The organism is Pseudoalteromonas sp. SWXJ133 (assembly GCF_015864365.1).
Classification (GTDB): domain Bacteria; phylum Pseudomonadota; class Gammaproteobacteria; order Enterobacterales; family Alteromonadaceae; genus Pseudoalteromonas; species Pseudoalteromonas arctica.
In genome coordinates this window covers 87,836-112,238 of sequence record NZ_JADYXJ010000007.1, presented here as the reverse complement: position 1 = coordinate 112,238, position 24,403 = coordinate 87,836, and the positions used below count along the sequence as shown (strand labels likewise).

The window sequence follows — 24,403 nt, the reverse complement described above, 5'->3', positions numbered from 1 at the left end:
GTGAGAATCGGAGCAAAACATGAATGCATTTAAGTACCTAGAATCAGAAAGCACAGTCAATCTCGCAAGATGGCATGAGTTAGAGAGAATCATGTCGGATGCAATGCAAAATAATTATTTTAAAATGGTTTATCAACCGCTTGTATCATTAGGAACGGGTAAGTTGGTCGGCTTTGAATCGCTAATAAGGTGCCAATCACCGCGCTTTGGTATCGTAGGCCCTGATGAGTTTATCCCTCATGTAGAGCAATCAGGAATGATTTTAGAATTAGGTGACTGGATTTTTGAGCAATGTTTGTCTGATTTAAAGCAGATGCGACATTTTGGTATGACAGATATTGCTGTTTCTTTAAATATTTCACCGGTACAAATTTTAGATGGTGATGTGTTTTCAAAAGTAATGGTTTTGCTAGAAAAGTACCAAATACCACCACAGGCTATTAAAGTAGAATTAACAGAAACAGCGCTCATTCATAGTCCTGATAAAATAGCTAAGGCGTTTGAAAACTTCCATAAAGAAGGCGTAAAGGTGTGGATTGATGATTTTGGCACTGGGTATGCGTCTTTAGGTCTACTTCGTCAATTTGATATTGATGGTTTAAAAATTGATCGCAGTTTTGTAAGTGGTATTGCAACTAATAATGAAGACTTTACGTTATGTAGTGCAATTATTGCGATGGCTCAGCGATTGGGCTTACAAACTGTAGCAGAAGGCATTGAAGAGAATGAGCAATTACAAATATTAGAACAACTTGGTTGTGATATTGCTCAGGGGTACTTGCTCGATAAGCCGCAAACATTAACAAAAAGTATTGATACCTGGGCTCTATGATTGTTTATATTCATTTTGATTTGCAAAATGCAAAAAATAAATTACTCTTAAACTACAACTATTACATTTTACTAGTGTACGAAGCTTTAACTTACACAAAGGTCATCTATGCCTATATCAGAGCAGTTTATCGATAAAAGTATTACAGATCTAAACGTTTTAATTCAACTTGAAAAGGATGTTGGAATAAGTGTTTTAGCCCGATTAGTAAACTTATTTATCGATGAATTAGTTACTATGGCAAACCAATTAGATACGGCAATTAGTAATGCAGATATTATAAAAATTAGAGAAATAATGCATGTTTTGAAAAACTCGGCTGCTTTATATGGAGCCGCTCCTCTAGCTGCATTGGCAACACAGTTACACGATTCACCACCACCAACTACAGAAGAAAATTTGCACGCAGCGCTTGTTATTAAGCATAACGTGGATAAAACCCGAGATGCATATCAAATAATGAGTAAGAGTATAGCTATCTAGGAGAAAGCCGTGTCAGATACAATGGGTAAAGGCCTTGTTTATATTGTTGAGGATAGCATCGCAAGTGGTGCTTTGTACGCAAGTCAGCTAGAGCAAGTAGGTTTTGAATGTAAGCATTTCGCAGATGGATATTCTGCTTTGGTCGGTATTAAAGAAAAAATGCCTGCGGTGATAGTACAAGATGTATGCTTGCCTGATATAAGTGGGCTTGAAGTTTTACAATTTGTAAATAAACAAAAAAATCCTGCTAATGTAGTCATGATCACCTCAAATAGTTCTATTGATATTGCAGTGGAAGCTATGCGTTTAGGTGGCTTCGATTTTTTAGAAAAACCCTTCACAAGTCAGCGACTTATTAGCTCAGTAGAAAGCGCGTTAACACCCAAAGAGCAAACTAAAGTACAACCTTTGGTTGAAAGCAATGATAAAAGCCAAGATTTTGTTGGTGAATCTCTCGCAATGAAAACCGTTTTTAGATTGCTAGATAGCGCAGCTAGAAGCAAAGCATGCGTATTTATTACAGGTGAAAGTGGAACCGGTAAAGAAGTTTGTGCACAAACCCTTCATGATGCAAGCCCCAGAAATAAAGGGCCATTTATTGCTATAAACTGTGCTGCGATCCCTGCAGAGTTATTTGAATCAGAATTTTTTGGTCATGTTAAAGGTGCGTTTAGTGGGGCGTTAAGCGATCGAAAGGGCGCTGTTGAAGTGGCTAACGGCGGTACGCTATTTCTAGATGAATTATGTGAAATGGAGCATAACTTACAAGCTAAGTTATTACGCTTTTTACAAACCGGCATATTTAGCAAGGTTGGTAGCAGCGAAGTATTACACAGCGATGTTCGCTTGGTATGTGCAACCAACAGAAATCCAATAATAGAGGTAGCAGAAGGGCGCTTTAGAGAAGATTTATATTATCGTTTAAATGTTATCCCCGTAAAGCTACCCCCTCTAAGAGAACGCGGAAACGATATCTTACTGCTCGCTGAGTATATTTTAAAACAAAAAAGCGATAGTAACGCTAAACATTTTATTGGCTTTTCTGATGAAGTTAAGACGCTTTTTTGTAATTACGATTGGCCAGGAAATATACGCGAACTGCAAAATGTAATTGAAAATACAGTCGTTATTAATGATGCCGATGTAATAGAAAAAGATATGCTACCAAATTCATTTGGTCTAGGCGCTGTAAAACACTCTAGCTCAGCTAAGTCAATTCACAATACAAACGATCAGAGTGTTCAATTATCTCCTATGTCGGTTCACGATATAGAACCTTTATGGCAAGTTGAAAAAAGGGCTATTGAAAACGCAATCAAAAGCTGCGAAGACAACATTCCTCTTGCTGCTGCTTATTTAGGGGTAAGTGCATCTACCATTTATAGAAAAATAAAGGGATGGTCTTAAAGCTTTAATAGATTTTTAATTACAATTTTAGGTTGAATTAATAAAAGTTACCCTAAACTCTATGTGTAAGGGCAAAATTAATTTTTAATCTGAAATAGTAAAAGGAGATCGCAATGAGTAACACTAGTTTAAAACCTGCGGATATTATGCCATCACTAGTAGTGAGTGATGTTGATGGGAAAAAGGTAGATTTAGTTGACAGGATAAGTGACTCCCCGTGGAAAATGATTGTTGTTTATCGAGGCCAGCACTGCCCTAAATGTACTGCGCAACTCAACGAGCTTGCCAAAATTCATGAAGACTTTAAAGAGGCTGGAGTTGAAGTGGTTGCAGTAAGTGGTGATAGCCATGAGCAGCTTAATAAACATCTTGAAAAAATAGATATTAACTTCCCAATTTACTATGGTTTAACAATCGAACAAATGACTGATTTAGGGCTACATATTAGCGAGCCTCGCAGTGGTGCAGAAACTGATCATCCATTTGCTGAACCAGGAATTTATGTGCTTAATGAAAAAAATCAGCTTCAAATGGTAGATATATCAAACAGCCCGTTTGTTCGTCCTGATTTAGAGCAACTGCTAGGTGGGATTAAGTTTTCAAGAGAAAACGACTATCCAATCCGAGGCACATTTATTAAATAGTATTCACTTTACATGGTTTCAAAAAAGGCACTCTTCAGTGCCTTTTTTATTTATTTTTAATAAATTTACTTGAAAACAATTTTACCGTCCATATGTAGTTAAGTAGGACGCCTTATGGGTCCTAAATTAAACTTAAACAATTGAAATTTATATTATTAATTAAACTTTGCTTGAGCTTGTTCAATAGAAAAGCACATGCAAAATATCGCTTAAATATGAGGATATTATTATGCGTACAGTAGACTTGTCACCACTTTATCGTTCATTTATCGGCTTCGAACATTTAGCATCACTTATGGATGCGGCAGCTAATACAGACAAGCAGCCGAGTTTTCCTCCTTACAATATAGAAGCACTCGATAAAGACAAATACAGAATCACTATGGCCATTGCCGGTTTTAGTGATAGTGAATTGACCATTGAGTCAGAAAACAACACATTAAAAGTTGCAGGTATTAAAGCTAATAAAGATGAAAATAATGAACGTAAGTTTATTCATCAAGGTATAGCAGAGCGTAACTTTGAACGTAAGTTTCAGCTTGGAGACCATGTAAAAGTACTTGGTGCCGATTTAGCTAACGGCTTATTGAGCATAGAGTTACAGCGTGAAATTCCTGAAGCACTTAAACCACGTAAAATAGAAATTGGTAATAGCAATCTAATAGAAGGTAAATAGTCTTCTAAAGTACATATTCCCCTGATTATTTAGCCGCCTCATTTGAGGCGGTTTTTTTACTTAAAGCGCTTCTAAATTATTAAGGTAGTAGGTTGCCTGTTGCAGCGTTTGTTCTTGAAGTGTTTTATCTTGTTTATCCCAGTTTTTATATACCATACCAATACGTGGATTCTTCTCTAGCCTGTCTCTGTGTCTATTCATGAAATGCCAATACAAGCTATTTAGCGGGCAGGCCTTATCTCCTACTTTTTGTTTAACATCGTACTGACAGCTTTTGCAGTAATCGCTCATTTTATTAATGTAGTTACCGCTTGCAGCATAGGGTTTTGTTGCAATTATTCCATCATCGGCAAACTGGCTCATGCCTCGAGTGTTGGGCATTTCTACCCATTCTATGGCATCTATATAAACGCCTAAGTACCAGTTGTCTACGTCATCAGGGTTAATACCTGTAAGCATGCAAAAGTTCCCAATAACCATTAGACGCTGAATATGATGGGCATAAGCGGTTTCAAGGCTTTGTTTGAGTGAGTGGCTTAGACAATTCATTTTTGTAGAGCTGTTCCAAAAATAAGATGGCAGTTTATTTTTGGCTTGTAATTGATTTTTAACTGCGTAGTCGGGCATGTTAATCCAATAAATGGCACGCACATACTCTCTCCAGCCTAATATTTGCCTAGTAAAGCCCTCTACTTGCGAGAGGGATATTTCATTAGGTCTTTGTTCGTATTCGCTTATTACACGTTTGATTACATATAACGGGTGGAGTATTTTTGCGTTTAGGGCAAACGATAAACGGCTATGGTACAGGCTGGTATTGTTTTTACTTTGATCTGTCATCGCATCTTGAAAGTGACCAAAGCGACTAAGTAAGTGCTCACAAAAGTATTCAAGAGATTCAATCGCTTGTTTACGCGTTGTTGGCCACTCCAGTGAATGTTGATTTATTTCACCCAAATAAGCGACGTTGTGTTTATTTAAACGAGAAATAATGCTGCTAACATCAGTATTGAATAACTTAGGCTCTGGGATGTCGGCTAAGTCTTTTTTGGAAAATTTATTACGATTATTACTATCAAAATTCCATTTGCCACCAGTTGGCTTAGCATCATCAATTAATATATTAAATTGCTTACGCATAGCACGATAAAAGTGCTCCATTGTTACATGCTTGTTTTTTGTAAAGCGTGTTTTTATATCGGTGAACGGTAATAAAAAGTGTTCAGCATCTGTAGCAATTACATTTAATGAGCTATCACTTTTAAACTTAGCTAATTGAGATTTTAGCCTAAACTCGTCAGGGTATTGATATTCAATAGAGTCGCATTGGTATTTATCGGCAACTCGCTTGAGTAATTCAATCAAGTCTTTGTCGTCATCGGTATCATCAAGTGTTAAATGCAAAACATTAAAACCTGCCGTGTTTAATGCAGTTGCAAAGTTTTCCATAGCATTAAAAAAAGCACACAGTTTTTGAATGTGATGTTTAACGTAGTCAGTTTCTTGTTTTAGCTCTGCGATGAGATAAAGCGTATCGTCGTCTTTTTGTTTGTACCATGAATGAGATGGGTTTAGCTGATCGCCCAGTATTAGTCTGAGTGTTTTGTGATGGGTCATAGTAAAGCCAAATTTTTTTATACGGACGTATTTAATTAAAGGATCGTTTTACTATTTAACTAGGAGTGAATAGAGCAAAAAGGCTTAACCGATTATCAAGGCAATAAAGGCGTGTTGGATCATGGTGTGCAAATGAGTTTAATTAATGGGGAGGTTAAGTAAGTTAAATTGCCACCCCTAAAAATTGTATATTTAAATTTTATTACTTTGCTTTTGCTGCATTTTTTGTTGTAACGAAATCACATTAGATACATTAAATAGAATATTGCTGGCAAAGTTTTCAAAATATTTAAGGGCTTTTTTCCAAGCGAGCTGGCTCTCAGGAGTAAAGTGCTTACCAAGGTGCTCCTTAAGGGTCTCGTAAAACGCATCAGATAATAGTGCAATGTCATTTTGTGAAACACTGCTTTTTTTTAGGTACATTAAATGATGTGCTAAAAAAGGAGCTACCGATGCTGGCTTATCTAAATGTTTAACAATTCGTTCTAACACACAAAAAAGGGTAAAACTCTTTTCGTTAAATTGTAAGGCTGTTGGGTAATTCATTTCAATGCTAGATTCAGCCAATTTACTGTGAAATCGAGCCGTGAATGCATGAAAATTTGGCTTAATAATTGTTAAGTTATTTAACAATGCTGATTGTTGTTGGTTCATTTTTTATCTCGATGCAGTGAGTAATAACTATTATTATTAAGTGTTATAAAATTGATTATAGCGGGCAGTTGAAATTCTGCACGTTTTTTTAGTGTTAAAGTATGGGTTTCAGTTATATCAATTTAGTTTCTGGTAAATTGTAAGGATCTAGAGGGTAATAAGGTTGCTCAAATTTAGTTTGCTTGATTTCTGCTCAAAAGTAGTAAGCTGTGATATTTAATAATTTAGAGACAAGCATATTATAAAATTGATTGATTACTTATGTTACTTATATATACATTAAATTAGCATCTTGACGAATTGGAAATTTTATAAACTAATTGCGTATTATAGTTGCTAATCATCCCGTACATCCTTATAATAGCTGCCATTGTTTAGCATGTTGTAAAACAGCTAACAGCGATATTAAATTTAAAGTTTGATATCTATTGGCGCGGGATGGAGCAGTCTGGTAGCTCGTCGGGCTCATAACCCGAAGGTCGTCGGTTCAAATCCGGCTCCCGCAACCAATTCTACTAGTAGGTATTACCTTACTAATTTATATCGCGCATTCTAAGTAATGCGCGTTTTGCGTTTTAGACTATGTAGTTTAATTAGGTCAGTTTACTGACTCGCAACCAAGCTTGGCCCTAGGCCACACAGTTTTATGCTTTATTGGTGTGACGCCCCGCTTGGTTCGGGGCGTTGTTGTATCTGCACCTTGCGATTTGTGGCAATTGTCATCAAATTAAAACTTAAACTCAGTATTTTAGGGCTATAAGCCCTTTTTTTGTTTGTATGGAGGATTTTCGTGACAAAACTTGAACAAGATTTAGTAACCATGTTAACGCCTGCGGTAGAAATGTTAGGCTTTGAATTGCATGGTCTTGAATTTGTGCAAGCGGGTCGCCATTCTACCTTGAGAGTATATATTGCTCATGAGGATGGGATCTCAGTTGATAACTGTGCGGATGCAAGTCGCCAAATTAGTGCGATTTTAGACGTCGAAGACCCAATTACAAATGAATATGATTTGGAAGTATCGTCTCCTGGTGTTGATCGTCTATTATTCAAACAAGATCACTACGAGCAGGCGCAAGGAGAGGAAGTACGCGTGCGTACTAAACTTCCACAGGATGGTCGTCGTAATTTTAAAGGCGACTTAGTAGCAGTTAGCAGCGATATGATCACACTATCTAGCGATGGTGCAGAGCATCTGATCATGCTTAGTAACATCGAACGTGCGAATTTAATCGCGAAGTTTTAAATTCGAGTGCGAAGGAATAGGGCAAGCGAGGCATTACCCATGGCAAAAGAGATATTATTGGTTGCTGAAGCCGTTTCCAATGAGAAAGCGGTTCCAAAAGAAAAGATTTTTGAAGCTCTAGAGTTCGCTTTAGCGACAGCTACAAAGAAAAAACACGATGGCGAAATTGAAGTACGCGTAGCAATTGACCGTAAAACCGGTGATTACGATACGTTCCGTCGTTGGCAGATTGCCGCTGTATTAGAAGATGGTTCTTTAGAGAACCCATACAGCGAAATCACTCTAGAAGCAGCACAGGTTGAAGAACCTGATTTGCAAATGGGTGATTATGTTGAAGAGCAAATCGACTCAATCAAATTTGACCGTATTACAACACAAATGGCTAAGCAAGTTATCGTACAAAAAGTACGTGAAGCTGAGCGCGCTTTAGTTGTTGAAGCATACAAAGATCAAGAAGGCGAGCTGGTAACGGGTGTTGTTAAAAAAGCAACTCGCGATGCAATCGTACTTGATTTAGGTAACAACGCAGAAGCGGTAATTTACCGTGATGACATGTTACCACGTGAAAACTTCCGCCCGGGTGACCGTATCCGTGGTCTTTTATATGAAGTTAAGCCTGAAGCACGCGGTGCACAATTATTTGTAACGCGCTCTAAACCTGAAATGCTAATGGAATTATTCCGCATTGAGGTGCCAGAAATTGGCGAAGAGATGATTGAATTACGTGCCGCTGCACGTGATCCAGGTTCACGCGCTAAAATTGCTGTTAAATCTAACGACAAACGCATTGACCCAATTGGTGCATGTGTTGGTATGCGTGGCGCACGAGTTCAGGCTGTATCGTCAGAACTTGGCGGTGAGCGTGTTGATATCGTACTTTACGATGACAACCCGGCACAATTTGTTATCAATGCAATGGCGCCAGCAGAAGTTGCTTCAATCGTAATGGATGAAGACACTCACTCAATGGATATCGCTGTAGAAGCAGATAACCTAGCGCAAGCAATTGGTCGTAATGGTCAAAACGTTCGTTTAGCAAGTCAGTTAACTGGCTGGGAACTAAACGTAATGACTGTTGAAGACATGCGTACTAAAAATGAAGCTGAATCTGATAAGTTACTTAACTTATTCACTGAAAATTTAGAAATTGATGATGAGTTTGCATCATTACTTATCAACGAAGGTTTCTCGACACTTGAAGAAGTGGCGTATGTACCAGCGTCTGAATTTTTAGAAATTGATGGTCTTGATGAAGAGACTGTAGATTTACTGCGCTCACGCGCAAAAGATGCATTGACAACTAAAGCACTTAAAACGGAAGAAAGCTTAGATGGCGCAGAGCCAGCTGAAGACTTACTTGCGCTTGAAGGCTTAGAGCGTCACTTAGCATTTGTTATGGCAAGCAAGGGTGTTGTTACACTTGAAGACTTGGCAGAACAAGGTATTGACGAATTAGTTGATATCACAGAACTTTCATCTGAAAAAGCGGGTGAACTGATTATGGCTGCACGAAACATTTGTTGGTTTGCAGACGAGTAATTTATTAACGGAGGTATTACACACTATGGCAGAAGTAAATGTTGAAAAACTAGCCGGCGATATAGGTACGACTGTTGATAAATTGCTACAGCAGTTTTCACAAGCAGGTATCACTAAGCAAGCAACTGATAACGTAACAGAAGCCGAAAAAGCAACGTTACTTGATCATTTAAGCAAGCATCATGGCGGTACAGGTTCAGATGGCCCAGCGCGTATGACTTTACAACGTAAGAGCAAAAGCACTTTAAGTGTTACGGGCTCTACTGGTAAAGCAAAAGATGTTCAAGTTGAAGTTCGCAAAACACGTACTTACGTGAAGAAAAGCGCAATGGAACAAGAACAAGAGCAAGCTCGCTTAGCTGCTGAAGAAAAAGTGCGTCTTGAAGAGCAGCAAAAAGCTGACCAAGAAGCCGCAGAATTAAAAGCGAAACAAGAGGCAGAACGCAAAGCGAAAGAAGAAGCCGACCGTAAAGCCAAAGAAGAAGCTAAACGCAAAGCTGATGCAGAGCGTAAAGCGAAACAAAAGCAGATGACCCCAGAGCAAAGTGCTAAGTCTGAGAAAGATCGCATAGAAGCTGAGCGTCTGCAAAAAGAAGCAGAAGAGGCCGCATTGAAGAAAGCTGAAGAAGAAGCGAAACGTCAAGCAGAAGAAGCAAGAAAGCTAGCTGAAGAAAACTCGGCACGCTGGAAGAAAGAAGAAGAAGAACGTAAGAAACGCGAAGAAACAGCGGATCACCATCTTACGACTTCTACTTATGCACGTGAAGCAGAAGATGTTGCCGATGCTCGTGATGAGCAAGGTACACGCCGTGCTAAGAAAAAGAAAAAAGCGCCAGCAAAAGATAAATTTGCAGCGTCAAGAGGCCGTAACAAGTCTAAGTTAAAAGCACCTGCATCATTACAACATGGTTTCCAAAAACCAACTGTTGATGTTAAAAATGAAGTGCGTATTAGCGAAACAATTACAGTAGCTGAGCTTGCATCACGCATGGCCGTTAAAGGCGCTGAAGTTGTTAAAACAATGATGAAAATGGGTGACATGGTTACTATTAACCAAGTGATTGACCAAGAAGCTGCACAATTAGTTGCAGAAGAAATGGGTCACAAGGTTATCATTGTTAAAGAAAACGAATTAGAGCAAACAGTACTTAATGACCGCCACGAAGATGGTAAGTCAGAGCCTCGTGCTCCAGTAGTAACTGTAATGGGTCACGTTGACCATGGTAAAACATCTACGCTTGATTATATTCGTTCTGCGAAGGTTGCTTCTGGCGAAGCCGGTGGTATTACACAGCACATTGGTGCATACCACGTAGACGTAAATGGTCACATGATCACGTTCTTAGATACTCCAGGGCATGCTGCATTTACTTCAATGCGTGCTCGTGGTGCTAAAGCGACTGATATCGTAATCCTAGTGGTTGCAGCAGATGATGGCGTTATGCCACAAACTAAAGAAGCGGTACAGCATGCTCGTGCAGCTGGCGTTCCTTTAATCATCGCAGTAAACAAAATGGATAAAGAAGGTGCAGATCCAGATCGCGTTAAAAACGAACTTGCTGTACTAGACGTTATCCCAGAAGAGTGGGGCGGCGATACGCAGTACGTTCATATCTCAGCTAAAACTGGCTTAGGTATTGACGACCTTCTTGAAGCAGTATTGAACCAATCTGAACTTTTAGAGCTTTCGGCACCTACTGTAGGTATGGCGGCTGGTGTTGTTATTGAATCTCGTCTTGATAAAGGCCGTGGTCCAGTAGCATCAGTACTTGTTCAATCTGGTACGCTTAACCAAGGTGACATTGTATTATGTGGTCTTGAGTATGGCCGTGTTCGTGCAATGCGCGATGAAAACGGCAAAGACATTAAGTCAGCTGGTCCATCTATCCCAGTTGAGATTTTAGGTCTTTCTGGTATTCCAGCTGCAGGCGACGAAGCGACTGTAGTTAAAGATGAGCGTAAAGCGCGTGAAGTTGCTTTATACCGTCAAGGTAAGTTCCGCGATGTTAAACTAGCACGTCAGCAAAAAGCTAAGCTTGAAAACATGTTTACTAACATGACTGAAGGCGATGTTTCTGAAGTTAACGTGGTACTTAAAGCAGACGTTCAAGGTTCTATCGAAGCAATCTCTGATTCACTAACTAAACTTTCTACTGATGAAGTGAAAGTGAAGATTGTTGGTTCAGGTGTTGGTGGTATTACCGAAACTGATGCAACACTCGCTGCAGCGTCTAACGCAATTGTAGTTGGCTTTAACGTTCGTGCTGATGCTTCAGCTCGTAAAGTTATCGAGACTGAAAACTTAGACCTACGTTACTACAGCGTAATCTACAGCTTGATTGACGAAGTTAAACAAGCAATGTCAGGTATGCTAGCGCCAGAGTTTAAACAAGAAATCATTGGTCTTGCTCAAGTTCGTGACGTATTTAAGTCTCCAAAAATTGGCGCAATCGCTGGTTGTATGGTTACTGAAGGTGTTATTAAACGTAGCGCTCCAATCCGTGTACTACGTGAAAACGTTGTTATCTATGAAGGTGAACTTGAGTCACTTCGTCGCTTTAAAGACGATGTTGCTGATGTTCGTAACGGCATGGAATGTGGTATCGGCGTTAAGAACTACAATGACGTACGTGTTGGTGACCAAATCGAAGTATTTGAAACAGTTGAAGTACAACGTACTCTATAATTGTTACTAGGGAGTATTGAACGCTCAGGTTAACGCCGGACGTTCTACACACCCTACGCTAAGATTTTAAATGGGGGCTTAGCCCCCATTTGCATATCCATTATTTAGTTAACTTATTATTTAATTTCAATAAGTTATTATTTTAGGACAAGTATAATGAGAGAATTTTCTCGCACTGATCGTGTTGCACAGCAAATCCAAAAAGAGATTGCTGTAATTTTACAACGCGAAATTAAAGATCCACGCTTAGGTATGGTGACAGTGTCAGCGGTAGAAGTATCGCGCGATTTATCTTATGCCAAAATTTTCATTACTGTGTTTAACACACAAGATGAAGACGCAGCAAAGCAAAGCGCAAAAGTACTTAATGAAGCAACGGGCTATATTCGCTCGTTACTTGGTAAGCGTATCCGTGCTCGTATAATGCCTGAGTTAAAGTTTGTAGTTGATAACTCATTAATGGAAGGTATGCGTATTTCTAATTTAGTGGATTCTATTATCCGCGAAGATAACGCAAAGCATGTAGATGAAGACGTAGAAAGTGTTGATGCTGCTGATGTTTCAGATAGCGAAGAAGGTACTGATCACGTAGACGATACAGATAGCGAAGAAGGCACTGATACAGATGGCAAAGCGCAGTAAAGGCCGTGCAGTTGACGGTATTTTGTTGTTAAACAAACCTGAAGGCATTTCATCAAATAAGGCATTACAGCAAGCAAAAAGTGTTTATTTTGCGCAAAAAGCTGGGCACACAGGTGCTTTAGATCCACTTGCCACAGGTATGCTGCCAATTTGTTTTGGTGAAGCGACTAAGTTTACGCAATTTTTACTCGATACAGATAAAACCTATATCGTTCGTGCACAACTGGGTGAGCGCACAACAACATCAGATTCTGATGGCGAAATTGTTAGCACTAAAGATGTGAACGTTACGCGTGAACAGCTAACAAAAGAAATAGCTGCTTTTGTTGGTGAGTCTGAACAATACCCGTCAATGTACTCAGCTCTTAAATACCAAGGTAGACCGTTATATAAGTACGCGCGCGAAGGTATTGAAGTCCCTCGCAAATGCAGAAAAATAAACGTGTTTAGCTTATCGTTTGACGAATTTGATGAACAAAGCAACGTATTACAAATGACGGCCCATGTATCTAAAGGGACCTACATTCGTACAATCGTTGATGATTTAGGCGAAAACCTAGGCTGTGGCGCACACGTTATTATGCTCCATAGAACCGCTGTTGGTCAGTATCCGGCAGATAAAATGGTCTCGCTTGATGAGATTGAAGCGTTGCTTGCTAAAGCGAAAGAAGAAGAGCTTGCGCCTTCAACTTATTTAGACTCGCTATTGCTACCAATTGATACTGCTTTAACTGATTTACCCGTTGTTGAAATTACAAAAGAACAAGGGGGGATTTTTAGTCACGGGCAAGCTGTAGAATTATCAATCGCTTTACCTGATGGTGCAATTAAAGTTGTTGCGGATAATATATTTATTGGTACTGGTGAGCGCAACTCAAACGGTCATTTAAAGGTTAAACGTGGTCTTGCTAGTCAGCAAGACGATTACGTGAAGCCTGAATAAGCAACTAATGTGCCTAACGGTGGCTTATTAGTTGTAGTTGGGGATAATTAGCTTGTAGTTATTCCTACAGTTGGTAGAATACGCCCGCTTAATCGTTTTGGCTGAATTAGTGATCGGCTAAGACACCTTTTAAATTTAATTTTTGGAGTTACTATGTCACTAAGCAATCAAGAAAAAATCGATATCATTGCTAAATTTGCACGTGCAGAAGGCGATACAGGTTCATCAGAAGTACAAGTAGCATTACTTACTTTTGACATTAACAAGCTTCAAGGTCACTTTGCTGATCACAAGCATGACTTCCACTCACGTCGTGGTCTGCTTCGTAAAGTAAGCACTCGCCGTAAACTACTTGATTACCTTAAAGGTAAAGACATCACTAGTTATACTGCGTTAATCAAAGAACTTGGCCTACGTCGCTAAGAACTAGATTATAGAAAAAGGAGCTTTTTAGCTCCTTTTTTTGTGCCTAAAATTTGTGTTTGAAAATAAAACAAATATATAAACCTATTGAATTATATTGTAAAACTCCTATTTCATAGCTTATCAAGCATCGTTGTATTTACCCACTCATTAGCCCAGCTTAAATCTAGTAGCTAGTGTGTGTTGACCTTTCGTGATTAATTTTGCAGCTGTATGTTTGGTCTTTAGGCAAGGCAGCGCTTATGTAGTGTGGTTATTCCCCATAAATAGGCGATAACGCTGCATAAATGCCAAACATGCGCTGCCCTGCGGGTTCATCCTAGGGGCGATTAACTCTTTGTTGCTCGATTTTTACTTAGCCCACTAGGTTACAAATCTCGCGCCGTGATTAAATCGACCCTAGATTGAACAAATTTCAATCCACAAAGATCAACACACCCTAGACTCGCATTTTGAAGCAGCTTTGGTATATACTATGCGCGTAGGTAAAAAGGTTTATCTACGCTTATTCACATCATTGCCAATTGTAGTACTTAATTGATTTCCAACTGAATACAATTATGTACTGTAATTGGTACTTTGATGACAACTTATTAGAATACATTTAAGGAATATTTTAAGTGCAAGCAATTATTAAAGAATTCAAACTAGGTCAACATACAGTGACTCTAGAAACTGGTGCAATCGCTCGTCAAGCAGACGGCGCTGTACTTGCAAGCATTGGCGACACTTCAGTTTTAGTAACTGTTGTTGGTAAGCGTGAAGCACAACCTGGCCAAGACTTTTTCCCACTAACAGTTAACTACCAAGAGCGTATGTACGCTGCTGGTCGTATCCCAGGTGGTTTCTTAAAGCGTGAAGGTCGTCCTAACGATGGCGAAACACTTATTGCACGTCTTATTGACCGTCCAATTCGTCCACTTTTCCCAAGCGGTTTTGTAAACGAAGTACAAGTTATTGCTACTGTTGTTTCTGTCAACCCTGAAATCCAACCTGATATGGTTGCGATGATTGGTACTTCAGCAGCACTTGCTATCTCTGGTATCCCGTTCAGTGGTCCAATTGGTGCATCTCGCGTTGGTTACATCAACGGCGAATACGTACTTAACCCTACATTAAAAGAGCTTGAAGAAAGCCAACTTGATTTAGTGGTAGCCGGTACTGATAAAGCGGTACTTATGGTTGAATCAGAAGCTAACGTACTTGCAGAAGACGTAATGCTTGGCGCTGTTGTATATGGTCATGAGCAATCTCAAGCGATCATCACTGCAATCGAAGAATTTAAAGCAGAAGCAGGCAAGCCTACTTGGGATTGGACTGCACCAGCTAAAAACGTTGCACTAGAAGATAAAGTTGCAGCAATTGCTGCTGATAAAGTAGGCGCAGCTTACTTAATCACTGATAAAGTAGCGCGTAAAGAAGCACTTGGCGTAGCTAAAGATGAAGTTGTTGCAGTGTTAACAGCTGAACTTGCTGAAGGCGAGTCTTTAGATAAGCAAGAAATTGGTAAAATCTTCGGTTCACTTGAGAAGAAAATCGTTCGTGGCCGTATCGCTTCTGGCGAAAAACGTATCGATGGTCGTGAACCAGATATGATTCGTGCACTAGATGTAATGACAGGCGTATTACCACGTACTCACGGTTCTGCTATCTTTACTCGTGGCGAAACTCAAGCGTTAGTAACAGCTACACTTGGTACAGAACGTGATTCACAGTTAATCGACGATTTAACTGGTACTCATAAAAACCACTTTATGCTTAACTACAACTTCCCTCCATTCTGTGTAGGTGAAACTGGTTTTGTTGGTTCTCCTAAGCGTCGTGAAATCGGCCATGGTAACCTTGCTAAGCGTGGTATTGCTGCTGTAATGCCAACATTGACTGAATTCCCATATTCAATCCGTGTAGTATCTGAAATCACTGAATCAAACGGTTCATCTTCAATGGCTTCTGTATGTGGTACTTCACTTGCACTTATGAATGCGGGTGTACCAATTAAAGCGTCTGTTGCCGGTATTGCGATGGGTCTAGTTAAAGAAGACGATAAATTCGTTGTTCTTTCTGACATCTTAGGTGATGAAGATCACTTAGGTGACATGGACTTTAAAGTTGCTGGTACAGCTGCAGGTATCACTGCACTTCAAATGGATATCAAAATCGAAGGTATCACTCAAGAAATCATGCAAATTGCGCTTAAACAAGCAAAAGCTGCACGTTTACATATCTTAGAAGTGATGGATGAAGCAATTTCTGCTCCTTCTGAAGAGCTATCAATGTTTGCTCCTCGCATATACACAATGAAAATCCCACAGAAGAAAATCGCTGAAGTTATTGGTAAAGGTGGCGCAACTATTCGTCAGCTTACTGAAGAAACAGGTACAACGATTGAAATCGGTGACGACGGTACAATTAAAATTGCCGCTACAGATGGCGAAAGTGCAGCTAATGCAATTAGCCGTATTGAGCAATTAACAGCTGAACTTGAAGTAGGTACTATCTACGAAGGTAAAGTTGTACGTATTGTTGATTTCGGTGCGTTTGTAAACATTCTTCCTGGTAAAGATGGTCTAGTACATATTTCTCAAATTAGTACTGAGCGCGTTAATAACGTGGCTGATCACCTTTCTGAAGGTCAAGAAGTTAAAGTTAAAGTACTAGAAGTAGATCGCCAAGGCCGTGTACGTCTAAGTATTAAAGAAGCAATGGAATCAGCAGCACCTGCAGCTGACGCGCCAACTGACGCGTAATTGTTAACTTATTAATCTAGTTATATTAGCTAGATGATAAAAAAGGGGCTGTTTAGCCCCTTTTTTTATGCTTTAATGAAACCTTATTGGACAAGGTCTGTCTTATATTAATCGCGATATATCTTGGTATTAAGGATTTTAATGATACTCAAACATTTAGCTTTGGCATCTTTTGCTATTTTGTCTTTAAGCGCTTGCCAAACTACAACAGAATCAGAACCAACCCCGATTGTTAATGTGCCATTTACTGCACCTTTAGCCTCTGACTTTAGAAGTGAAATTGCTATTGCACGCTACTCAGAGTTATTGAATAGGGCTGACTTAAGCGAAGAGCAACAAGCTAAGCTTTATTACGACCGTGGTGTACTTTTCGATAGTCTAGGTATGACCACTCTTTCGCGTATTGATTTTAACCGCGCAGTAAAACTTAAGCCTGATTTAGCTGAAGTGTATAATTTTTTAGGTATTCAACATACGCTTATGCAGCAGTACGAAAAAGCCTATGAGTTTTTCGATTCAGCTCTAGAACTTGATGAAGAGCATGAATACGCCTATTTGAATCGAGGTATCGCACTGTATTACGGCGATAGAGCAGGCCTTGCTAAAAATGACTTTAACGAGTTTTTAGCCCGTTCTCCTAACGATCCGTACCGTGTTTTATGGGTTTATTTAGCCCAGGCACAAGAGGATAAAGTAATCGCACTTGATGCACTTAAACAAAATGCGACTGCGCTTGATGATTCACAATGGGCGTATCAGTTAATTTCTCTTTATACGGGGGATATGAGTGAACATGCATTTTTATCAGGCATTAGTGATGGTGTAAGAACTGAGCAAGAGTATGCGCAACGTTTATGTGAAGCTTATTTTTACTTAGCCAAAATGCATCAAGCAGCTGGTGAGCTGTACTTAGCATCAGACTATTTTAGGCTTGCGCTAGCAACCAATGTACATGAGTTTATTGAGTACAAATATGCGCGTTTAGAACTTGAGTTGATGGAAGGTGTTGACGCAAGTTAAGCGTTTTAAATTAATAGGTGTATTACTATGTTGTTTGTTAATTACAGGCTCGAGTAATCACCTTGGCGCTATTGGCTTTTGGCATGTTTTAAATACAAAAGCCAATGTTCTACAAAGTTATTGGAATTCACCAGCTTATTTTTCTGATCACCTAGAGCAGTTACCAAAGACCTCTTTAGCTATACTTGCTCGCAGTAAAATTTCCTCAGCACAATATATGTATTCTCTTAAGCTTATTAAAAGCAGTCAGAGTGATACTGCAAAACAATTTTGGCTCTCCGCTATAAATGACTTAACAATCCCAGAGCGTAAAATATTAGCAACAAAGTTACTTGAGCAATCACGTTGGAGCGATTTAGAGTTACTCGCTAGTAAAAACAAATTACCAGCAGGGGATGTGCTAAATCATCTAAAACTTCAGTTAAAAACACCACAGAGTAAAATATCTACCGCGTTTATCCACGATCTCGGTTTTTCATCTTTAAGAAATATAAGCAAACCTAATAAGCAATGTATGTTTAACGTGCTGACTATGAGCGATCATCGTAGTGGCTTATATAAACTTACAGAGTTTATTAATGCTTATAATAAACAACCAGAGCCCCGTGAAAATATTTTTTGCTTTTCAAAACCCGTTTACGTTGCGGGTATGCTTGAGTGTAAAAGTAGTACTAGTCAAATAGCAAAGTGTGACTGGCAATTATCTAAACTTAATAGCCAGCTTCCTAACAATTTTGATTTTATAGTGATGATGCCTAAAGATGGAACGGCTAATGTCACGAAGGGAACAATGCTAATAAACTCAAAAGCAAAATACAGTATATTTTTGCATGAGCTGATGCATTTTAACGGTTTTGAAGATGAATACGCTTTGCCTAAAACTAAGCAAGCATGGTTGTGTGCAAAAACGGGTTTTGTTGCACCTAATTTATTTATTTCTCATGGTGAGTCGCCGCCAACAGGTTGGCATAAAGCAAAGAGTTGCCAGATAGGGGGTATTGCTTATAAACCTAGTGAAAATTGGTCTATTATGCAATATCAGCAGTTAGGGCTCTCAGCGCAGTATAGACAACTTTGGTTGAAACATTTAGATATGACCAATGGTAACTTTCATCGTCACCCTGGCGCGCTTACATTTGCAAATAAGGCCATATTAAATTAACAATTATCAGTATTAATTAATTGTTTTTTTAGGCTTAATAAATTGTTAGTTCTTGTTTAAAAAACACCCATACAGAACCGCTTTTTATAGACAAAATCAGTGTTTTTCAGTATAACTATAGTCATTAATGTCGTTTAAAAACAGGCAGTAAAAGCATCACTTAGTATTAAAAAGAGATGCCCTGATAAACTTATGATAATAAAAGGCCCTACATTATGACTTTGCTCTGGATACCCTTGTTATCCTTAATTGGCAGTGTTATTTCTGCATGCACAGGTAAGTTATCCCGCAATTTAAGCACTAGTTTAACGGCTCTTGCGCCTTTGACGGCTTTGGGGATTACTTTATACCATGCACCTGCCGTTTTAGCGGGCGAAACCATTCGTTATTCTTTAGCTTGGATCCCGTCAATAGGACTCGATTTGTCTCTGCGGTTAGACGGCCTCAGTTTATTGTTTATGTTTATGATTTTAGGCATAGGCTTGCTCGTTATCCTCTACACGCGTTATTACCTAAGCGCTAATGACTCAATGGCTAAGTTATATAGTTACTTAATGCTATTTATGACTGCAATGCTTGGTATTGTTATGTCTAACAACGTCATTCAACTGTGGTTGTTTTGGGAATTAACGAGCATCAGCTCATTTTTATTAATTAGTTTTTGGTGGCATAAATCAGAAGCGCGAAAAGGCGCACGTATGGCGCTTGCTGTAACAGGCGCGGGCGGCTTAGCGTTACTTGCTGGATTGATGCTATTAGGTGATATTGTTGGTAGTTACGACCTAGATGTTATTCTAGCGAGTAAAGCAATAATTCAATCTCATGATTTATACGAAGTAGCATTGGTATTGGTGCTACTGGGTGCGTTTACTAAATCGGCACAATTTCCATTTCACTTTTGGCTTCCTCATGCAATGGCAGCGCCTACGCCAGTAAGCGCGTATTTACATTCTGCGACGATGGTAAAAGCCGGTATATTTTTGTTAGCACGTTTTCATCCTGCTTTGGCAGGCACCGATACTTGGTTCTTGCTCGTTGGGTTAACGGGTTTAGCTACGCTGTTGTTTGGCGCTTATATAGCACTATTCAAACACGACTTAAAAGGCTTGTTAGCCTATTCAACAATAAGCCATTTGGGTTTAATAACGCTATTACTCGGACTTGATACTGAGCTTGCGACTGTTGCTGCTATTTTTCACATAATTAACCATGCAACATTTAAAGCGTCGTTATTTATGGCCGTTGGTATTATTGATCACGAAACGGGCACGCGCGATATGCGTAAATTAAATGGTATGTGGCGATACTTACCATACACTGCAACGCTTGCGATGGTCGCGGCGGCTGCAATGGCAGGAGTTCCTTTACTAAATGGCTTCTTGTCTAAAGAAATGTTTTTTGCAGAAACGCTACACCAGCAAGTGCTTGGTTCTATGTCGTGGTTAATTCCAGTACTGGCAACTGTTGCAGGTGCATTAGCTGTTGCGTACTCAGCACGCTTTATTCATGACGTGTTTTTTAATGGTGAACCAATTGATTTACCTCGTACGCCGCATGAGCCACCGCGCTATATGCGTGTACCAATAGAAATACTCGTTGTGATTTGTTTGTTAGTGGGTATGTTCCCGCACTTTACAATTGATGGCATTTTATCTGCGGCGTCTTTAGCTGTACTTGGAAAAGAAATGCCAGTGTACGAATTGGCTATCTGGCATGGGTTTAACTTGCCTCTACTAATGAGTGCGATGGCGATTGCTGGCGGCTTATTTATTTATATTAATCGTAAATATCTATTCCAATTTCAAGCATCATTACCACCTCTTAACGCTAAAAAAACCTTTGAACGTGTAATTTTAAGTATTATTGCTTGGTGCCAGTCCAAGGTAAGCAGTATAGAAAATGGATCGTTGCAGCGCTATCTTGTAATTATGTTAGCAGTAGTATTGCTGTGTGCGGGTTGGCCATTATTTGAAATGCAACAACTTGCCGGTAGCATGCCACTTACGCCTGTTGATGTGCACAATGCAATTGGTGCAGGCTTATTGATTATTGGTGCTCTTGCCACCGTTATTTGGCATCGCTCTCGAATGGTATCGCTATTAATGCTCTCAATTGTAGGATTAATGGTGTCGGTTGTATTTACACGCTTTTCTGCTCCAGATTTAGCGCTTACGCAGCTAACTGTTGAGGTTGTTACTATTATTTTACTTATGCTGGCATTGTTTTTCTTGCCTCAGCATACGCCAAAAGAATCAAGTTCATTACGCGTACTTCGAGACTTAGCAATAGCCTCTACACTAGGTGTAGTGATAGCGAGTATTTGTTACGCATTACTTACACGTCCATTAGATTCAATCTCAGACTTCTTTATTGCTAACGCTAAAATAGGTGGCGGTGGTACCAACGTAGTTAACGTTATTTTAGTCGACTTTAGGGGCTTTGATACGCTTGGAGAAATTACCGTATTAGGTATTGCCGCATTAGGTATATTTAAAGTACTTTCTCGAATTCCATTATTTATGCCAGCGAGCGACAGCGAAGGGCGCCCATGGGCTAAAGAACGTCATCCAATATTACTGGCGAGTATTTCACAAAGTTTATTACCGCTTGCGTTATTGGTTTCTGCATATATTTTCTTACGCGGGCATAACTTACCTGGTGGTGGCTTTATTGCAGGACTGGTAACATCAATCGCGTTTATTTTGCAATACATGGCGCATGGTACGGCATGGATTAACGAACGTTTTGATGTTAATTATCGCAAAATTATAGCTTCAGGCATTGGTATTTCTTTGTTTACAGGTGTGGGTAGTTGGTTCTTCGATAAGCCATTTTTAACAACTTGGTTTGACTACTTTGATATTCCGTTTGTCGGTAAAACAGAGCTTGCCAGCGCGATTGCATTTGACCTAGGTGTTTACTTAACTGTTGTAGGCGCTACGTTAATGATTTTAGCAAGCTTAGGTAATATGACAGCAGATACCCAGAAAAAAGAGGTAAATATTTAATGGAATTATTGTACGCATCTTGCGTTGGAGTATTGGTCAGTTGCGGTGTGTTTTTACTGCTAAGAGCTCGTACGTTCCCTGTAGTACTTGGGCTTACTATGATTTCATACGCTGTTAACTTATTTTTGTTTTCAGCAGGTCGCCTTACTATTAATAAAGCGGTAGTACTTGGTACTGGCACAGAATACGCCGATCCTCTACCTCAGGCATTAGTACTAACTGCAATAGTGATTGGTTTTGCGATGACCGCATTTGTGGTTATTTTGGCAATACGCGGGCGCGCCGATTTAGGTAGTGACCATGTTGATGGTTATGTGCCTAGTACCTCAGCAGATAATAAGGAGCAAAAATGATCCAACATTTAGCTTCGTTACCTATTTTATTACCTATGCTGACCGCAGTTATTTTACTGCTTCCGCCATGTGGTAAAAGCGTTAAAGTTCGCCGCTTAGTTTCAATTGTAATGGCAATAGCTACTTTCGCTATTAGTGTGCTTTTACTTACGCATATTAATAATACGGGTATTAATGTTTACGCTATTGGTAATTGGTCTGCACCATTTGGGATAGTCTTAGTCGCTGATATGTTGTCTACCTTATTAGTTACGTTAACTTCATTTTTAGGTTTGGGCGCTATTTTATATGGTAGTGCTGGCGATGACGAAAAAGGCAGCTTTTATCATCCACTTGTTCATTTTTTAATACTGGGTGTAAATGGCGCGTTTTTAACTGGTGATTTATTTAACCTATTTGTATTTTTTGAAGTGTTACTGATTGCATCATATGCATTGTTAATGCACGCAGGTGATAAACAAAACACCCGTGCTGCACTGCAATATGTAATATTAAATTTAGTTGGCTCAAGCGTATTTTTAATCGGTTTGGGTATTTTATACGGTGTGCTTGGTACGCTTAATATTGCAGATATGGCACAAAAAGTATCAGAGCTTTCGGGCGATGATGTATACCTAGCAAAAGCAGGTGGTTTATTACTACTCATTGTATTTGCTTTAAAGGCCGCACTATTACCTCTGCATTTATGGCTTCCAAATACGTATTCAAGTGCTAAACCTGTGGTTGCTGCATTATTTGCGATTATGACCAAAGTAGGCGTTTACGCCATGCTTCGTGTTTACACGGTGATATTTGGCGAACAAGCCGGAGCGCTTGAACATATGGCGCAGCCTTGGCTTTGGGGCTTAGCAATTGCAACCATTATAGTGGGTGCCATTGGTGTTATGGCAGCGCAAGACTTACGTAAACTCACCTCTAACTTAGTCTTAGTATCGGTAGGTACGTTGGTTGCACTAATTGCATTACAAAATGTAAATGCCACTGCTGCACTTTTATATTATTTAGTGCATTCAACACTTGTTAGTGCCGCACTATTTTTATTAGCAGACCTTGTTTCTACGCAGCGCGGTAAAGTTGGCGATAGGCTAGTAGCGGGTCGCTCTGTTAAACAACCATTTTTATTAGGTGTGTGCTTTATTGTTGCAGCTTTAACGGTAGTTGGTATGCCGCCACTATCAGGCTTTGTAGGTAAAATTTGGATACTTAAAGCTACATTAAATAGTGAGCAAGCTTTACTGTTTTGGCCTGTATATTTAGTAACAAGCTTTGCGTTGTTAATAGCGCTTTCGCGTGCTGGCACGACCTTGTTTTGGGAGCATAAAAGTAAAAACAGCGAAAACGCAGATTGTGCAAATGCACACCCGTTGCAGATAACTGTGATTATAGGTTTACTTGCGTGTTCGCCATTGTTAGTTATTTTTGGCGGACCAATAAGTGACTACATGCTAGGTGCTGCTACTCAGTTACATGATATAAGCGGCGGTATTAACGCTGTACTTAAAGGAGGCATGTGATGAGATTACAAGCCCGTTTTCGTTGGTTACCAACGCCATTTCGTAGCTTATTTTTGTTTATGGTATGGTTGTTGTTAAACAATAGCGTGTCGGTAGGGCACTTAGTACTAGCGACTATATTTGCTATATTTATACCTTTATTAAGCTTTTCACTTCGCGAACCTCAGCCGCTTATTTTAAAGCCTGGCTTGGCGCTTAAGCAGTTACTTATTGTGCTTTACGATATTATTATTGCAAATTTACAGGTGGCTTTACTTATACTCGGGCCATCTAAAAATTTACGTCCGGCCTTTATAAAAGTACCGATAGATTTAACTCATGACATGCCAATTACCATATTAGCCAGTAGTGTATCGCTTACACCCGGTACAGTGAGTGCAGAGGTTTACCCAATTGCTGAATCGTTACCTGAAGGTAAAGAGCCAACACAACGCTACTTACTAATACATGTGCTTGACCTTAAAGATGAAGAAGCACTTATCAAACAAATAAAACAACGCTACGAAGCTCCACTAAAGGAGATATTTCAATGTTAGACACTGTATTACTCATTGTATTTTCGATGATTGGCTTATCTTTATTACTTAATTTATGGCGATTGATTATTGGTCCATCAGTGCCTGATCGCGTTTTAGCGCTCGACACAATGTACATTAACGTTATTGCACTGATTATTTTATACAGCATTAGTATGGATACAGGGCTCTATTTTGAAGCTGCACTATTGATTGCCATGCTTGGTTTTGTAAGTACAGTTGCAGTGTGTAAGTATTTACTACGTGGCGATATAATTGAATAAGGTGAAAA

Annotated in this window: 21 protein-coding genes and 1 tRNA gene; 20 read left to right on the top strand and 2 right to left on the bottom strand. The window is 39.4% G+C overall.

The window, feature by feature from the left end:
* The first annotated feature begins 19 nt into the window (after window positions 1-19).
* The 5 genes from I6F40_RS07495 (at window position 20) to I6F40_RS07475 (ending at window position 4,042) form a co-directional block, all read left to right on the top strand.
* Window positions 20-832, top strand: coding sequence for a putative bifunctional diguanylate cyclase/phosphodiesterase (locus I6F40_RS07495; RefSeq protein WP_231609322.1), 813 nt, complete (start codon window positions 20-22; stop codon window positions 830-832).
* A 108-nt stretch (window positions 833-940) separates the two neighbouring features.
* Window positions 941-1,315 (top strand): Hpt domain-containing protein, encoded by a 375-nt coding sequence (locus I6F40_RS07490; RefSeq protein ID WP_166376753.1) that lies wholly within the window; start codon window positions 941-943, stop codon window positions 1,313-1,315.
* A 9-nt stretch (window positions 1,316-1,324) separates the two neighbouring features.
* Complete coding sequence (locus I6F40_RS07485) at window positions 1,325-2,722, top strand: sigma-54-dependent transcriptional regulator (protein WP_197192714.1); 1,398 nt, start codon at window positions 1,325-1,327, stop codon at window positions 2,720-2,722.
* A gap of 113 nt (window positions 2,723-2,835) precedes the next feature.
* On the top strand, window positions 2,836-3,366 hold the full coding sequence (locus I6F40_RS07480; protein WP_166376752.1) for a peroxiredoxin-like family protein: 531 nt from the start codon (window positions 2,836-2,838) through the stop codon (window positions 3,364-3,366).
* A 229-nt stretch (window positions 3,367-3,595) separates the two neighbouring features.
* Entirely contained in the window at window positions 3,596-4,042 is a 447-nt protein-coding gene (locus I6F40_RS07475) for an Hsp20 family protein (protein ID WP_166376751.1), read from the top strand.
* A 60-nt stretch (window positions 4,043-4,102) separates the two neighbouring features.
* On the opposite strand, the gene I6F40_RS07470 is transcribed toward I6F40_RS07475, so the two are convergent.
* Together I6F40_RS07470 and I6F40_RS07465 are read right to left on the bottom strand one after the other, a co-directional pair.
* Window positions 4,103-5,659: a cryptochrome/photolyase family protein gene (locus I6F40_RS07470; protein WP_166376750.1), complete on the bottom strand. Its 1,557-nt coding sequence runs from the start codon at window positions 5,657-5,659 to the stop codon at window positions 4,103-4,105.
* A gap of 192 nt (window positions 5,660-5,851) precedes the next feature.
* Window positions 5,852-6,313: a globin gene (locus I6F40_RS07465; protein ID WP_166376749.1), complete on the bottom strand. Its 462-nt coding sequence runs from the start codon at window positions 6,311-6,313 to the stop codon at window positions 5,852-5,854.
* 432 nt (window positions 6,314-6,745) lie between these two features.
* Between I6F40_RS07465 and I6F40_RS07460 the strand changes: the two genes are divergently transcribed.
* The 15 genes from I6F40_RS07460 (at window position 6,746) to I6F40_RS07390 (ending at window position 24,395) form a co-directional block, all read left to right on the top strand.
* Window positions 6,746-6,822: transfer RNA gene (locus tag I6F40_RS07460), tRNA-Met, on the top strand.
* A gap of 281 nt (window positions 6,823-7,103) precedes the next feature.
* A complete protein-coding gene (rimP, locus tag I6F40_RS07455; RefSeq protein ID WP_002958482.1) occupies window positions 7,104-7,559 on the top strand; it encodes a ribosome maturation factor RimP in 456 nt (151 codons plus the stop codon).
* 39 nt (window positions 7,560-7,598) lie between these two features.
* Window positions 7,599-9,098, top strand: coding sequence for a transcription termination factor NusA (gene nusA / locus I6F40_RS07450; protein WP_007585502.1), 1,500 nt, complete (start codon window positions 7,599-7,601; stop codon window positions 9,096-9,098).
* 25 nt (window positions 9,099-9,123) lie between these two features.
* Entirely contained in the window at window positions 9,124-11,784 is a 2,661-nt protein-coding gene (gene infB, locus I6F40_RS07445; protein ID WP_166376748.1) for a translation initiation factor IF-2, read from the top strand.
* Between the two features lie 156 nt (window positions 11,785-11,940).
* Window positions 11,941-12,426, top strand: coding sequence for a 30S ribosome-binding factor RbfA (gene rbfA, locus I6F40_RS07440; RefSeq protein WP_007585506.1), 486 nt, complete (start codon window positions 11,941-11,943; stop codon window positions 12,424-12,426).
* On the top strand, window positions 12,410-13,369 hold the full coding sequence (gene truB, locus I6F40_RS07435; RefSeq protein WP_007585508.1) for a tRNA pseudouridine(55) synthase TruB: 960 nt from the start codon (window positions 12,410-12,412) through the stop codon (window positions 13,367-13,369). The genes rbfA and truB overlap by 17 nt, the downstream gene beginning before the upstream one ends.
* A gap of 153 nt (window positions 13,370-13,522) precedes the next feature.
* Window positions 13,523-13,792: a 30S ribosomal protein S15 gene (gene rpsO, locus I6F40_RS07430; RefSeq protein ID WP_007585509.1), complete on the top strand. Its 270-nt coding sequence runs from the start codon at window positions 13,523-13,525 to the stop codon at window positions 13,790-13,792.
* A 620-nt stretch (window positions 13,793-14,412) separates the two neighbouring features.
* Window positions 14,413-16,539, top strand: a complete 2,127-nt coding sequence (gene pnp, locus I6F40_RS07425; protein WP_007585511.1) for a polyribonucleotide nucleotidyltransferase — start codon at window positions 14,413-14,415, stop codon at window positions 16,537-16,539.
* A gap of 141 nt (window positions 16,540-16,680) precedes the next feature.
* Window positions 16,681-17,559 carry a lipoprotein NlpI gene (gene nlpI, locus I6F40_RS07420; protein WP_010554683.1) on the top strand — a complete coding sequence of 293 codons (879 nt, stop codon included), beginning with the start codon at window positions 16,681-16,683 and terminating at the stop codon, window positions 17,557-17,559.
* Window positions 17,546-18,721, top strand: a complete 1,176-nt coding sequence (locus I6F40_RS07415) for a hypothetical protein (RefSeq protein WP_197192713.1) — start codon at window positions 17,546-17,548, stop codon at window positions 18,719-18,721. Before nlpI ends, I6F40_RS07415 begins: the two co-directional genes overlap by 14 nt.
* A gap of 215 nt (window positions 18,722-18,936) precedes the next feature.
* On the top strand, window positions 18,937-21,729 hold the full coding sequence (locus I6F40_RS07410; protein WP_197192712.1) for a monovalent cation/H+ antiporter subunit A: 2,793 nt from the start codon (window positions 18,937-18,939) through the stop codon (window positions 21,727-21,729).
* The gene (locus tag I6F40_RS07405; protein WP_197192711.1) at window positions 21,729-22,082 is read left to right on the top strand and encodes a Na+/H+ antiporter subunit C; all 354 of its coding nucleotides are present in this window, start codon (window positions 21,729-21,731) and stop codon (window positions 22,080-22,082) included. Before I6F40_RS07410 ends, I6F40_RS07405 begins: the two co-directional genes overlap by 1 nt.
* Complete coding sequence (locus I6F40_RS07400) at window positions 22,079-23,596, top strand: monovalent cation/H+ antiporter subunit D (protein ID WP_166376743.1); 1,518 nt, start codon at window positions 22,079-22,081, stop codon at window positions 23,594-23,596. The genes I6F40_RS07405 and I6F40_RS07400 overlap by 4 nt, the downstream gene beginning before the upstream one ends.
* Window positions 23,596-24,132, top strand: a complete 537-nt coding sequence (locus tag I6F40_RS07395; RefSeq protein WP_166376742.1) for a Na+/H+ antiporter subunit E — start codon at window positions 23,596-23,598, stop codon at window positions 24,130-24,132. Before I6F40_RS07400 ends, I6F40_RS07395 begins: the two co-directional genes overlap by 1 nt.
* Entirely contained in the window at window positions 24,126-24,395 is a 270-nt protein-coding gene (locus I6F40_RS07390; RefSeq protein ID WP_166376741.1) for a K+/H+ antiporter subunit F, read from the top strand. Before I6F40_RS07395 ends, I6F40_RS07390 begins: the two co-directional genes overlap by 7 nt.
* The last annotated feature ends 8 nt before the right edge of the window (window positions 24,396-24,403 follow it).

Coding starts and splice junctions, on each gene's coding strand:
- I6F40_RS07495 (WP_231609322.1), top strand. CDS start 20: ATGAATGCATTTAAGTACCTAGAATCAGAAAGCACAGTCAATCTCGCA.
- I6F40_RS07490 (WP_166376753.1), top strand. CDS start 941: ATGCCTATATCAGAGCAGTTTATCGATAAAAGTATTACAGATCTAAAC.
- I6F40_RS07480 (WP_166376752.1), top strand. CDS start 2,836: ATGAGTAACACTAGTTTAAAACCTGCGGATATTATGCCATCACTAGTA.
- I6F40_RS07475 (WP_166376751.1), top strand. CDS start 3,596: ATGCGTACAGTAGACTTGTCACCACTTTATCGTTCATTTATCGGCTTC.
- I6F40_RS07470 (WP_166376750.1), bottom strand. CDS start 5,659: ATGACCCATCACAAAACACTCAGACTAATACTGGGCGATCAGCTAAAC.
- I6F40_RS07465 (WP_166376749.1), bottom strand. CDS start 6,313: ATGAACCAACAACAATCAGCATTGTTAAATAACTTAACAATTATTAAG.
- nusA (WP_007585502.1), top strand. CDS start 7,599: ATGGCAAAAGAGATATTATTGGTTGCTGAAGCCGTTTCCAATGAGAAA.
- infB (WP_166376748.1), top strand. CDS start 9,124: ATGGCAGAAGTAAATGTTGAAAAACTAGCCGGCGATATAGGTACGACT.
- rbfA (WP_007585506.1), top strand. CDS start 11,941: ATGAGAGAATTTTCTCGCACTGATCGTGTTGCACAGCAAATCCAAAAA.
- truB (WP_007585508.1), top strand. CDS start 12,410: ATGGCAAAGCGCAGTAAAGGCCGTGCAGTTGACGGTATTTTGTTGTTA.
- rpsO (WP_007585509.1), top strand. CDS start 13,523: ATGTCACTAAGCAATCAAGAAAAAATCGATATCATTGCTAAATTTGCA.
- nlpI (WP_010554683.1), top strand. CDS start 16,681: ATGATACTCAAACATTTAGCTTTGGCATCTTTTGCTATTTTGTCTTTA.
- I6F40_RS07410 (WP_197192712.1), top strand. CDS start 18,937: ATGACTTTGCTCTGGATACCCTTGTTATCCTTAATTGGCAGTGTTATT.
- I6F40_RS07405 (WP_197192711.1), top strand. CDS start 21,729: ATGGAATTATTGTACGCATCTTGCGTTGGAGTATTGGTCAGTTGCGGT.
- I6F40_RS07400 (WP_166376743.1), top strand. CDS start 22,079: ATGATCCAACATTTAGCTTCGTTACCTATTTTATTACCTATGCTGACC.
- I6F40_RS07395 (WP_166376742.1), top strand. CDS start 23,596: ATGAGATTACAAGCCCGTTTTCGTTGGTTACCAACGCCATTTCGTAGC.
- I6F40_RS07390 (WP_166376741.1), top strand. CDS start 24,126: ATGTTAGACACTGTATTACTCATTGTATTTTCGATGATTGGCTTATCT.